This is a genomic window from Actinospineispora eucalypti (assembly GCF_039543365.1).
Lineage (GTDB): Bacteria > Actinomycetota > Actinomycetes > Mycobacteriales > Pseudonocardiaceae > Pseudonocardia > Pseudonocardia eucalypti.
In genome coordinates this window covers 16,560-28,341 of record NZ_BAABJP010000036.1, presented here as the reverse complement: position 1 = coordinate 28,341, position 11,782 = coordinate 16,560, and the positions used below count along the sequence as shown (strand labels likewise).

General features: G+C 72.1%; 11 protein-coding genes. 8 read left to right on the top strand and 3 right to left on the bottom strand.

Features of this window, described 5'->3' with window-relative positions:
* Positions 1 to 86: 86 nt before the first annotated feature.
* Both ABEB12_RS28420 and ABEB12_RS28415 read right to left on the bottom strand, forming a co-directional pair.
* Positions 87 to 1,238 carry an aminotransferase class I/II-fold pyridoxal phosphate-dependent enzyme gene (locus ABEB12_RS28420; protein WP_185060558.1) on the bottom strand — a complete coding sequence of 384 codons (1,152 nt, stop codon included), beginning with the start codon at positions 1,236 to 1,238 and terminating at the stop codon, positions 87 to 89.
* Positions 1,235 to 1,735 (bottom strand): Lrp/AsnC ligand binding domain-containing protein, encoded by a 501-nt coding sequence (locus ABEB12_RS28415; RefSeq protein ID WP_185060559.1) that lies wholly within the window; start codon positions 1,733 to 1,735, stop codon positions 1,235 to 1,237. Before ABEB12_RS28415 ends, ABEB12_RS28420 begins: the two co-directional genes overlap by 4 nt.
* A gap of 68 nt (positions 1,736 to 1,803) precedes the next feature.
* Between ABEB12_RS28415 and ABEB12_RS28410 the strand changes: the two genes are divergently transcribed.
* Positions 1,804 to 3,138, top strand: coding sequence for a replication-associated recombination protein A (locus tag ABEB12_RS28410; RefSeq protein WP_345703236.1), 1,335 nt, complete (start codon positions 1,804 to 1,806; stop codon positions 3,136 to 3,138).
* A 531-nt stretch (positions 3,139 to 3,669) separates the two neighbouring features.
* Here the strand turns inward: ABEB12_RS28410 and ABEB12_RS28405 are convergent.
* Positions 3,670 to 4,770: a LacI family DNA-binding transcriptional regulator gene (locus ABEB12_RS28405; RefSeq protein WP_345703212.1), complete on the bottom strand. Its 1,101-nt coding sequence runs from the start codon at positions 4,768 to 4,770 to the stop codon at positions 3,670 to 3,672.
* Between the two features lie 165 nt (positions 4,771 to 4,935).
* Here ABEB12_RS28405 and ABEB12_RS28400 point away from each other — a divergent pair, with 165 nt between their 5' ends.
* The 7 genes from ABEB12_RS28400 to ABEB12_RS28370 are packed head-to-tail and all read left to right on the top strand — an operon-like array spanning position 4,936 to position 11,571.
* Positions 4,936 to 5,925 (top strand): asparaginase domain-containing protein, encoded by a 990-nt coding sequence (locus tag ABEB12_RS28400; protein ID WP_185060560.1) that lies wholly within the window; start codon positions 4,936 to 4,938, stop codon positions 5,923 to 5,925.
* A gap of 1 nt (position 5,926) precedes the next feature.
* Complete coding sequence (locus ABEB12_RS28395) at positions 5,927 to 6,805, top strand: polysaccharide deacetylase family protein (protein ID WP_185060561.1); 879 nt, start codon at positions 5,927 to 5,929, stop codon at positions 6,803 to 6,805.
* 18 nt (positions 6,806 to 6,823) lie between these two features.
* On the top strand, positions 6,824 to 8,137 hold the full coding sequence (locus tag ABEB12_RS28390; RefSeq protein ID WP_185060562.1) for an MFS transporter: 1,314 nt from the start codon (positions 6,824 to 6,826) through the stop codon (positions 8,135 to 8,137).
* Entirely contained in the window at positions 8,137 to 8,898 is a 762-nt protein-coding gene (locus ABEB12_RS28385; protein ID WP_185060563.1) for an SDR family oxidoreductase, read from the top strand. The genes ABEB12_RS28390 and ABEB12_RS28385 overlap by 1 nt, the downstream gene beginning before the upstream one ends.
* Positions 8,898 to 9,611: an SDR family oxidoreductase gene (locus ABEB12_RS28380; RefSeq protein WP_185060564.1), complete on the top strand. Its 714-nt coding sequence runs from the start codon at positions 8,898 to 8,900 to the stop codon at positions 9,609 to 9,611. Before ABEB12_RS28385 ends, ABEB12_RS28380 begins: the two co-directional genes overlap by 1 nt.
* A complete protein-coding gene (locus tag ABEB12_RS28375) occupies positions 9,611 to 10,126 on the top strand; it encodes a hypothetical protein (protein WP_185060565.1) in 516 nt (171 codons plus the stop codon). The genes ABEB12_RS28380 and ABEB12_RS28375 overlap by 1 nt, the downstream gene beginning before the upstream one ends.
* Positions 10,127 to 10,128: 2 nt before the next feature.
* Positions 10,129 to 11,571, top strand: coding sequence for a M20/M25/M40 family metallo-hydrolase (locus tag ABEB12_RS28370; RefSeq protein WP_185060566.1), 1,443 nt, complete (start codon positions 10,129 to 10,131; stop codon positions 11,569 to 11,571).
* Positions 11,572 to 11,782 lie beyond the last annotated feature (211 nt).

Genomic DNA, 11,782 nt, shown 5'->3' with positions numbered 1-11,782 from the left:
TCTCGGCCGTTGACTCGTGAATCTTCTGACCCACTCTATGGTCTCGCGCGGTGAGTCACTACCTGTTCGGACGAATCGGTATGTAGTTAACAGTCGCGTAAAAACCGGGCCATCCGCTCCAGAGCCTCCTCGAGCAGTGGTAGCGCGGTCGCGTAGGAGCAGCGCACGTGCCCCTCACCAGGTGCACCGAATACATTACCTGGAACCACCGCGACGCCGTGAGAGTGCAGCAGGCGCTCGGCGAAGGTCTCGGAGTCCAGGCCGCTGGACCGGATGCTCGGGAACGCGTAGAACGCGCCGCCGGGCTCGGGACAGTCCAGGCCGATCTCCCGCAGGCCCTTGACGAACACGCGGCGCCGGCGGTCGTAGTCGGCCACCATCTCGGCCACGTCGTCGTCGGCCGCGAACGCCTCCACCGCCGCCAGCTGGGACACGTGCGGCGCGCACAGCATCGTGTACTGGTGCATGCGCAGGCACAGCTCGGCGATCGGCCGGGGCGCGCACAGGTAGCCCACCCGCCAGCCGGTCATTGCGTGCGCCTTGGAGAAGCCGCCGAGCAGCACGGTCCGCTCCCGCGCCCCGGGCAGCGAGGACAGGCAGGTGTGCGTGCCGGTGTAGGTCAGCCGGTCGTAGATCTCGTCGGAGATCAGGTAGAGGTCGCGCCGCTCGGCCAGGGCGACCAGGGCAGTAAGGTCTTCCCTGGTCTGCACCGCGCCGGTCGGGTTGGCCGGCGAGCCGATCAGGATGGCCTTGGTGCGCTCGGTGACGGCGGCTTCCAGGTCCTCGACGCGCAGCCGGAAGCCGTCCTCGGCGTGGGTGGCCACCGGCACCGGCGTGCCCCCGGCGAACGACACGCACGGCTGGTAGGCCACGTAGCAGGGCTCGGGGACGATCACCTCCTCGCCCGGTTCGAGCAGCACCCGCAGCGTCAGGTCCAGCCCCTCGGACACCCCGGCGGTGATCACGCACTCGGTCTCGTGGTCGAAGCGCGCGCCGTACCGGGTGTCCAGCTCGGTGCAGATCAGCTCGCGCAGCCGGGGCAGCCCGGCGTTGGAGGTGTACGTGGTCGCGCCGTGCTCCAGCGCGTAGATGCCGGCCTCCCGGACCCGCCACGGCGTCACGAAGTCCGGCTCGCCGACGCCCAGCGAGATGACGTCGGCCCGCTGTGCGGCGATGTCGAAGAACCGCCGGATCCCGGAAGGAGGGCAGGCGGAGATGACGCTGTTGAGCGGTTTCACGGCATGACCGGCAGCCGGTGGTCGGGCTCCGGCTCGTGGAACGCGTCGCCGTCCCGCTTGTAGACCTTGAGCACGAAGTGCGTGGCCGTGGAGTGCACCCGGTCGATGGTGGACAGCTTCTGCGAGACGAACTCGCTCACCTCGCGCAGGCTGGTGCCGGTGATGGTGCAGCGCAGGTCGTGCCCGCCGGAGACCAGGTACACCGAGCGCACCTCGGGGAACCGGGAGATCCGCTCCGCCACGTCGTCGAAGCCGACGCCCCGGGCCGGCGCGATGGAGACGTCGATGAACGCGGTGATCGTCTCCGGCAGGTCATCCGGGTTGGAGCTGTTGTACTTGTCCCAGTCGACCACTGCCTTGTACCGGCGGATGACTCCGGCGTCCTCCCAGGCGGCGATGCGCTCCCGCACCGTCTCCTCCGGGATGCCGGTCATGGTGGCGATCCGCTCGGCGGTCGCCTGCCCATCCCGGGCCAGCACTTCCAGTATCTCGCGCACGCCAAGGACCTTAACCGCGAGCGGGGCGGGGCGGCCGGGCGCGTAGCGTCTGGCGGGTGAGTGACGGGCTGTTTGAGCTGGAGGAGCCGGAGGCGCCGGCGGCGGTGGGTGGGTTGGCGGCCACGGCGCCGTTGGCGGTGCGGATGCGGCCGCGCACGCTGGACGAGGTGGTCGGGCAGGCGCACCTGCTGGCCCCGGGGGCACCGCTGCGGCGGCTGGTCGAGGGCGCCGCGCCGGCTTCGGTGCTGCTCTACGGCCCGCCGGGCACCGGCAAGACCACCATCGCCCGGTTGATGTCCCAGCACGGCGAGCGGCGGTTCGTGGCGCTTTCCGCGCTCTCCTCCGGGGTGAAGGAGCTGCGCGCGGTGATCGACGACGCGCGGCGGCGGCTGGACCGCACCGGGCAGACCACCGTTCTTTTCATCGACGAGGTGCACCGGTTCTCCAAGACGCAGCAGGACGCGCTGCTCGGCGCCGTGGAGGACCGGCTGGTGCTGCTGGTCGGCGCGACCACGGAGAACCCGTCGTTCTCGGTGGTCAGCCCGCTGCTGTCCCGTTCGCTGGTGCTGCAGCTGCAGTCGCTCACCGACGACGACATCGGCGTGCTGGTGGACCGCGCGCTGGCCGACCCGCGCGGCCTGGACGGCCGCTTCACCATGGCCCCCGAGGCGCGCGAACAGCTGCTCCGGCTGGCCGCCGGCGACGCCCGCCGGGTGCTCACCGTGCTGGAGGCGGCCGCCGACGCGGCGCTGGCGCTCGGCAACGCGGAGATCGACGCCGAGATCGTGCGGACCGTGGTGGAGGAGGCCTCGGTCCGCTACGACCGGGCCGGTGACCAGCACTACGACGTGATCAGCGCGTTCATCAAGTCCATCCGGGGCTCCGACGTGGACGCCGCGCTGCACTACCTGGCCCGGATGATCGTGGCCGGCGAGGACCCCCGGTTCATCGCGCGCCGGCTGATGGTGCACGCCAGCGAGGACGTCGGCATGGCCGACCCGACCGCGCTGCCGGTGGCGGTGGCCGCCGCGCAGGTCGCGCAGCTGGTCGGCCTGCCGGAGGCCCGGCTGGCGCTGGCCCAGGCCACCGTGCACCTGGCCACCGCGCCCAAGTCGAACGCGGTGATCAGCGCGATCGATGCGGCGATGGCGGACGTGCGGGCCGGTGGCGTGCAGGCGGTCCCGCCGCACCTGCGGGACGGGCACTACGCCGGCGCCGCCAAACTGGGCAACGCGCTGGGCTACCGCTACCCCCACAACGTCCCGGAGGGCGTGCTGGAGCAGCAGTACCCGCCGGACGAGCTGGTCGGCCGCGACTACTACGAACCGACCAACCACGGCGCCGAACGAGCGCTGGCCGACCGCGTACCCAAGCTCCGCCGGGTGATCCGGGGCGACCGCTGATGTCGATCGTTCGTTCAGGCGTGGGTCCGGTTTAAAGATCGGCCTGGACGGCGCGGTTTGGGCGGTCTGCCGCCGCGTGGGTGCGGCCCGTTGCGTTTGGGGTTCGGGTTTCGGGGTTTGGTCACGGAGCGTTGTTGGCTGTGGGTCGAGCGGCGGGCCTCGGTGGTCGCACGTTGGCGGGTAGTGGAGGGTGATCGTCGTCTCTGGTGGTTTAGCCTCGATATTCGACGCTAAACCGCCACCAACGGCGATCACCCCCTCCCCAGCAGTCGTCACCGTGCGTGGTCATGGGGAACGCAACGGGCCACACCCAAGCGGCGGCAGACCGCCCAACCGCGCCGTCCAGGCCGATCCTTAAACCGGCGCCGCCGTCTCGCCGGCGCCATGGTCTGCCCAAGTGCTGTGGTCTGCCCGGTGCGGCCGTCTTCCCGGCACCGCCGTGGTTTCCGGGCACCGCCGCCGAGCCGCCGCCGAGGTGAAGTCGTACAGGCCGCACCGTGCGCGGCATCGGCGGTCGGCCCGGCTAGCGCGCTAGCGCGCGGGCGCCTTGGGGCCGCCGTTGCCTGGTTTCCGGCCCGGGGCGCCGCCGGTGGTCGCGCGCACCATCAGCGCCGGCGCCAGCCGTTCGGACTCCACCGGCTCGCCCTGCATCCGCCGGACCAGCAGCTCGAGGCCGCGCCGGCCCATCTGGCGCATGGGGGAGCGCACCGTGGTCAGCGGGATGGGCAGCTCGGCGGCCAGCGGGGTGTCGTTGAAGCCGACCACGGACAGGTCGGAGCCGACCGCCAGGCCCCGGTCCCGGGCGGCCCCGAGCACGCCGATGGCGGCGAAGTCGTTCACCGCGAACAGGGCGGTGATCGGCCGGTCCCCGCCCAGCTCGGTGCTGAGCAGGTCGTCCGCCGCCACCCGGCCGCCCCGGGCGTCGAACCTGGAGTGCCGGATGCGCCCGGTCGGCACCTCGATGCCGGCCTCGGCGAAGGTGTCCACGAAGCCGGCGGTGCGGTCGATGCCGGTGCTGGCGTACGGCTCGCCGGCGATCACCGCCACCGAACGGTGGCCCAGCGAGAGCAGGTGCTCGGCGGCCAGCCGGCCGCCCGCGTAGTCGTCGCAGGTGACCGACACGTGCGCCCCTGCCCGCCGGCTGACCAGCACGAACGGCACGTTCCGCGCCGCCACCCGGTCCAGGAAGGCGCCGTCCACGTAGGCGTCGCCGAAGATCATCCCGTCCACCCGGCGGTCTAGCACCATCTCGGTGCGCGCCCGCTGCACGTCCGGGACGTCCCGGGTGTTGGTCACGAAGGTGGACAGCCCGTGCTCGGCGGCGGACTCCTCGATGCCCTCGTAGATGGTGGCCAGCACGATGTCGGAGAGCCGGGGGACCAGTACCCCGACCAGGTTGCTCCGCCGGGTGCGCAGGCTGGTGGCGTGCGGGTTCGGCCGGTAGCCCAGCTCGTCGGCGAGCGCGCGGATCCGCTGCACGGTGGCCTTGGACGCGGCCCGCAGCTGTTCGTCCGGCGGGGCGTGCAGCACCCGCGAGACGGTCGAGACGTGCAGCCCCAGCCGGTCCGCCAGTGTGCGCAGGGTGACCGGTGACTGCCCGGCAATCGGCGGCGCGGGGTTGTCGATTTCCACCGGGGCTCTGCTCCCTTTGCTCACTCTGACCACTGGTATCGCAGCGTAACAACCGTTTCGTTGACAGGAACGGGTGTCCGAGGCACGATACCCAATCGATTGCCGCAATCGTTCGGGTAAGCGTTCGAGCAGAACCAGAGGGTGCGTGTGCGGAAGCTAGTTGTGTTGTCAACCGGCGGGACCATCGCGTCCCGCCGCGACGAGCACGGCGTGGCGGTGGCCAGTGACCCGGTGGGGGCGCTGCTCGAGCGCGCGCCGTTGCCGGCCGGCGTGGAGGCGGAGGGGCGCGACGTCGGGCTGCGCGGCAGCTACCTGCTCACCCCGGCGGACATGGCCGGCGTGGTGCGCCAGGTGCACCTGGCGCTGGCCGACCCCGAGGTGCACGGCGTGGTGGTCACCCACGGCACCGACACCATGGAGGAGACCTCCTACCTGGCCGACCTCACCCACGCCGATCCCCGCCCGGTGGTGTTCACCGGCGCGCAGCGGCCGGCCGACGCGCCCGACGCGGACGGCCCGCGCAACCTGGCCGACGCGGTGGCGGTGGCGGCGCACCCCGGCGCGCGGGACCAGGGCGCACTGATCGTTTTCGCCGGGCAGGTGTTCGCCGCCGCCGGCACCCGCAAGACGCACACCGTCGCGCTGGACGCGTTCGGCGCGCCGGAGAGCGGCGCGCTGGGCTGGGTCCGGGAGGGGCGGGTGGCCCTGGTGGCCCGCCCGGTCCGGAACCCGGCGCTGCCAGCGGCCGCGCTGGACGTGGCGGCGACCAAGGTGGACATGGTGGCGCACTACCCGGGGGCGAACCCGGCCGCCCTGGATGCGGCGGCCGAGGCGGGAGCGGAAGGGATCGTGCTGGTCGGCACCGGCATGGGCAACGCGACGCCGGAGATCGCCGCCTCGGTGGCCCGGCTGACCGGGGCCGGCGTGGTCGTCGCGCTGAGCACCCGGGTACACGCCGGGCCGGTGGTCGGCGTCTACGGCCGGGGCGGCGGGGCGGACCTGATCGCCGCCGGCGCCCGGCCCACCGGGACGCTGCCCGCCTCCCAGGCGCACATCCTGCTCACCGCGCTGCTCGCCGCGTACCGCAAGCCCGAGAAGGTCGCCGAGGAACTGGCCCGCCGGGTCGGGGAAACCTCAGAGGAAAGGACGGACTGACATGGCCAAGGAGATCAGGGTCGCGTTCGGCGTAGACGTCGACGCGGTCGCCGGCTGGCTGGGTTCCTACGGCGGGGAGGACTCGCCGTGCGACATCTCCCGGGGGATGTTCGCCGGCGAGGTCGGGGTGCCCCGGCTACTGAAGCTGTTCGAACGGGCCGACCTGCGTACCACCTGGTTCATCCCGGGCCACTCGGTGGAGACGTTCCCGGACCAGACCCGGGCGGTGGTGGAGGCCGGGCACGAGGTCGGCGTGCACGGCTACTCGCACGAGAACCCCATCGCGATGACCCGCGAGCAGGAGAGCGCGGTGCTGGACCGGAGCATCGAGCTGATCGAGAAGGTCAGCGGCACCCGGCCGACCGGCTACGTGGCGCCCTGGTGGGAGTTCTCCCCGATCACCAACGAGCTGCTGCTGGAGCGGGGCATCAAGTACGACCACTCGCTGATGCACAACGACTTCACCCCGTACTACGTGCGGGTGGGGGACAGCTGGACGAAGATCGACTACTCCGGCCGGGCCGAGGACTGGATGAAGCCGCTGGTCCGGGGCGAGGAGACCGGCCTGGTGGAGATCCCGGCCAACTGGTATCTGGACGACCTGCCGCCGATGATGTTCATCAAGGCCAGCGCCAACAGCCACGGCTTCGTCAGCCCCCGGGCGCTGGAGGAGATGTGGCGGGACCAGTTCGACTGGGTCTACCGGGAACTGGACTACGCGGCCTTCACCTTCACCCTGCACCCGGACGTCTCCGGCCGGCCGCAGAACCTGCTCATGATCGAGCGGCTGATCGAGCACATCAACGCGCACGAGGGCGTGCGCTGGTCGACGTTCAACGAGATCGCCGACGACTTCCTCGCTCGTTTCCCTCGTCCCTAACCGCCGGAGGGCGCCGCCATGTCGTTGGAATCCGCCACCAGCTCGTTGCCCAGGTTCAGCATCCGCGATACCCGGAAGGCCTCCGTCCTCGCCTTCCTGGCCTGGACGTTCGCCGTGTACGACTACATCCTTTTCGGCACGCTGCTGCCGGAGATGGCCAAGACCTTCGGCTGGGACCAGGCCACCGCTTCCCTGGTCTCCACCCTGGTCTCCGTGGGCACCGCCGTGGTCGTGCTGGCCATCGGCCCGGTGGTGGACCGGATCGGCCGGCGCAAGGGCATGATCCTCACGGTCACCGGCACCGCCGTCTCCTCGGCGGTCAGCGCGGCCACCCCTGGGATCGCCTTCCTGGTCGGTGTGCGGTCGCTGAGCGGCCTGGGGCTGTCCGAGCAGGCGGTGAACTCGACCTACCTCAACGAGGTCTACGCGGTCACCGAGGACGAGAAGATCAAGAAGCGCCGGGGCTTCGTGTACAGCCTGGTGCAGAGCGGCTGGCCGGTCGGGGTGCTGATCGCGGCGGCGTTCGTCGCGGTGTTCCTGCCGCTGGTCGGCTGGCGCGGCTGCTTCCTGCTGGCCTTCTTCCCCGCGGTGATCATCGCCATCGCCTGCCGTTCGCTGAAGGAGAGCCCGCAGTTCGAGCTGGAGGTGCGGCTGCGTTCGCTGCGTAAGGAAGGCAAGACGGCCGAGGCGGAGGAGCTGGCCCGGAGCTACGGGGTGACCGAGGAGCCGTCGGCCGGGTTCGCCGCCATCTTCAAGGGCGCCGCGCTGCGCAACACCGTGGTGCTCGGGTTCGCCTGGCTGGTCAACTGGTTCGGCATCCAGGTGTTCAGCGTGCTCGGCACCACGGTGCTCACCGAGGGCAAGGGCGTCAGCTTCGACAACTCGCTGCTCATGCTGATCGTGATCAACGCGATCGGCGCGCTGGGCTACTTCTTCCACGGCTGGGCGGGGGACCGGTTCGGCCGGCGGAACGTGATCGCGGTCGGCTGGGTGATCTCGGGCGTGCTGTTCGCGCTGATGCTCACGGTCGCGCAGGGCACGCTGGCCGTGGTGCTGCTCTACTCGTTCGGCATGTTCTTCCTGATCGGCCCGTACGCCGCGCTGCTGTTCTACATGGGCGAGTGCTACGAGACGCAGTGCCGCACCACCGGCTCGGCGTTCCTCACCGCGCTCTCCCAACCGGGCGCGATCTTCGCCGGCATCATCGTCACCTCGATGCTGGCCGCCGGGCAGAACTGGAGCCACGCCGCGCTGGTGGTCGGTGCGCTGGGCACCCTCGTGTCCGGGGTGCTGATGTTCGCCGCCCGCACGGCCAAGGCGCTGGAGGGCTGATGGCCGGCGAAGTCGCCATCGTCTCCGGCGCGGCCAGCGGGATCGGGCGAGCCCTGGCGGTGGCCTACGCGGAGCGGGGCATCCGCACCGTGATCGGCACCTTTCCCGGCGACCCGCACGACCCGGGCGGGACGCTGGCCCAGGTCGTCGGTGTCGGCGGCGAGGCAGTGGTCGCCGAGGTGGATGTGCGGGACAGCGCCCAGGTCGAGGCGTTCGCCCAGCGCGCGCTGGACGAATGGGGCCGGCTGGACATCGCGGTGGCCAACGCCGGGGTGCTGCGCCGGGCCTCGCTCGCGGAACTGGACGACGACGCCTGGGACGACCTCTTGCAGGTGGACCTGACCGGGGTGCTGCGGGTGTTCCGGTCGGCGTCCACCCGGATGGCCGGCCCGGGCGCGATGGTGGCGGTGTCCTCGATCGCCGGCGGGGTGTACGGCTGGGGCGAGCACGTGCACTACGGCGCGGCCAAGGCCGGCGTGCTCGGCCTGGTGCGCAGCGTCGCGGTCGAGCTGGCGCCCCGGGGGATCCGCTGCAACGCGGTGATCCCCGGTTACGTGGTCACCCCGCAGTCGCTGGACCCGGTCAACTCGCTCGGCCCGGACGGCCTGGCCCGCGCGGGCGCGGACATCCCGCTCGGCCGGGCCGCCGAGCCGGCCGAGCTGGCGTCCGTGATCCGGTTCCTGACCAGTTCCGACGCCGCCTACGTGACCGGGCAGGCCCTCGTCGCGGACGGCGGGCTGACCGTCCGCATGCCGGCCTGATGGGGTTGTTGGGCGGGCGGACCGCGCTGGTGGTCGGCGGTACCGGCGGCATCGGCCGGGCGATCGCTTCGGCGTACCGGGACGAAGGGGCGGCGGTGGTGGTTGCCGACCGCTCAGTGGCGTCGGCCACCGACGACGCGGTGCCGGTCGAGGTGGACGACGAAGGGTCGGTGGCCTCGGCGGTGCGGGCGGCCGCGGATCGGGTCGGACCGCTGGACATCCTGGTCAACTCGGCCGGCATCCTCACCGAGTCACCGCTGGTCGACATGGACACCGCGACCTGGGACCGGACCCTGGCGGTGGACCTCACCGGGGTCTTCCTGTGCTGCCGGGCGGTGCTGCCCGGCATGCTGGACCGGGGCTGGGGCCGCATCATCAACATCGCCTCCCAGCTGGGCATCAAGGGCGGCGTCGGGCTGGCGCACTACGCGGCGGCCAAGGCCGGGGTGATCGGGCTGACCAAGTCTCTGGCGCTGGAGGTGTCGGCGCGCGGGGTGCTGGTCAACGCGATCGCCCCGGGGCCGATCGAGACCGCGATGGTCGCCGGCATCACCGAGGACTGGAAGCGCGCCAAACGGGCCGAGCTGCCGCTGGGCCGGTTCGGCCGTCCCTCGGAGGTGGCGCCGACGGCGGTGCTGCTGGCCAGCGACCCCGGCGGGAACCTGTATGTGGGGCAGACCCTCGGTCCCAACTCCGGCGACGTGATGCCCTGATGTGCGGCGCCTGCGGGGAACGGGCGGTGCTCGACTGGGCGCGCCCGTTCGTGGCCGGCCTGCCGGCACGGGCCTCTCTGGGGTCGGCGGTGACGTCGTTGCTGGTGGGGACCGGGCCGACGGTGCGGCCGTGGGGGAAGGGCTGGGTGGTCAGCCGGCCGACCGGTGCCTCGGTGGCGTGCGGCTCGGTGACCGAGCTGGTCGCCTCGGTGCGGCCGTGGCTGGCGCCGCTCGGCGGGTTCGCGCCTTCGCGGCCGTCCGGGCGGCTGGCCGTGCCGCCCCCTCGGGCCGGTTCGTCCTGGCGGCCGGGTGAGGCTTCGGTCCGGGTTCTGGTGCCGGAGTACGCCGCCGACCTGGTGGCCTGGCTGGAGTGCGGCCGCCAGACCGGTGCGCCCGGGGTGCGGGCCAGCTGTGCGCTGGACGAACGCCGGACGCTGCACGTCGAGGCGCGGGCCGGACAGGTTTTGCATACAGAAGTCATGGAGTTCCCGCGCGGCGGATGGCAGGGTAGTTGACCATGTCGACGTCGACGGTGCGGTTGGGTCTCGTGGTCCTGTTGGCCAGCGGTGCGCTGCTCACGGCCGGGTGTGGCGGCGGGGGACCCGCCGCCGGAGCCCCGCCCGGAGCCGCGCCGAATGCCGGTTCGGGCTCCGGGTCGGGCGCCTCGCCGGGTGCCTCGCCGGGTGCCGGAGGCGAGGCGCCGTACCAGGTTTCCGCGCCGGTGACCTCGGCCCTGACCACGATCAAGGAGGCGCCGTCGGTCGCCGCCGCGCTGGCCGCAATCCAGCGGGACGAGCCGCGCACCGTCGCCGACCAGATTGCGATCAACCAGATCCCCGCGCCCCCGTTCAAGGAGGACCAGCGCGCGGCCGACTACCTGCGCCGGCTGACCGAGGCCGGCCTGGAGAACGTGCACCGGGACAAGGAGGGCAACGTCTACGGGCTCCGCCGGGGCACCGGCGGCGGGCCGACCATGGCGGTCTTCGCGCACCTGGACACGGTGTTCCCCGAGGGCACCGACGTCACGGTGAGCCAGCGGGACGGCCGCTACTACGGCCCCGGCATCTCCGACGACGCGCGCGGGCTGACCGCCGTGCTGGCCATGGCCCGCGCCATGCGGGACGCCAACATCCAGACCAAGGGCGACATCATCTTCGGCGGCACGGTCGGCGAGGAGGGGTTGGGCAACCTGCGCGGGGTGAAGGCGTTCTTCGCGGAGAACGCCGGCGTGGACGGCTTCATCACGATCGAGCCGGGTGCCCCGGACGAGGTGACCTACCAGGCCACCGGCAGCCGCCGCTACGAGATCGCGTTCACCGGCCCGGGCGGGCACAGCTTCGGCGACTTCGGCCGGCCCAGCGCCATCCACGCCATGGGCCGGGCGATCACCAAGATCTCCGAGCTGCGGCCGCCGGCCTCGCCCAAGACCACGTTCACCGTGGGCACCGTGGACGGCGGCACCTCGGTGAACGCCATCGCCGGTACGGCGAAGATGGCGGTGGACATGCGCTCCAACGACCCCGCCGAGCTGAAGAAGCTGGAGGACCAGCTGCTCCCGCTCGCGGCGGCGGGCGCCGACGAGGAGAACGCGCGCTGGGGCGCCGCACCCGGCAAGGGAGTCACCGTGGCCAACAAGCTGATCGGTGACCGCCCGGCCGGCAACCAGGACCGCAACGTGCCCCTGGTGCAGGCCGGTTACGCCGCGCCGGGCCTGCTCGGCCTCACCGGCAAACTGGGCGACCCGTCCAGCACCGATGCCAACGTCCCGATCAACCTGGGCATCCCGGCGGTTCGCCTCGGCGGCGGCGGAGGCGAGGGCAACACCCACTCGTTCACCGACAAGGAGTGGTTCGACCCCAAAGACGCCCACTTGGGTCCGCAGAACGCACTCCTGGTAACCCTCGCCATGGTCGGCCTCTCCGGCGACCGCCCCACCGACCCCCTCCTCCCCTCCCGCTAACCCCACCCCCGGCGAGTCGGGGATCTGGGTACGGCGAGTCGGGGATCGGGGTACGCCGAGTCGGGGATTCGGGTACGCCGACCTCGGGCGGAGTGGTGCGCCGGAGGTGGCGGTGGCGCGCCGACGATCGCCTGGACAGCAGACCTGGTTCGGCGATTCGGTCCGAATCCACCTCTCGGGAACGTCGGCGCGATGGGTGAGAGGCCCCGGC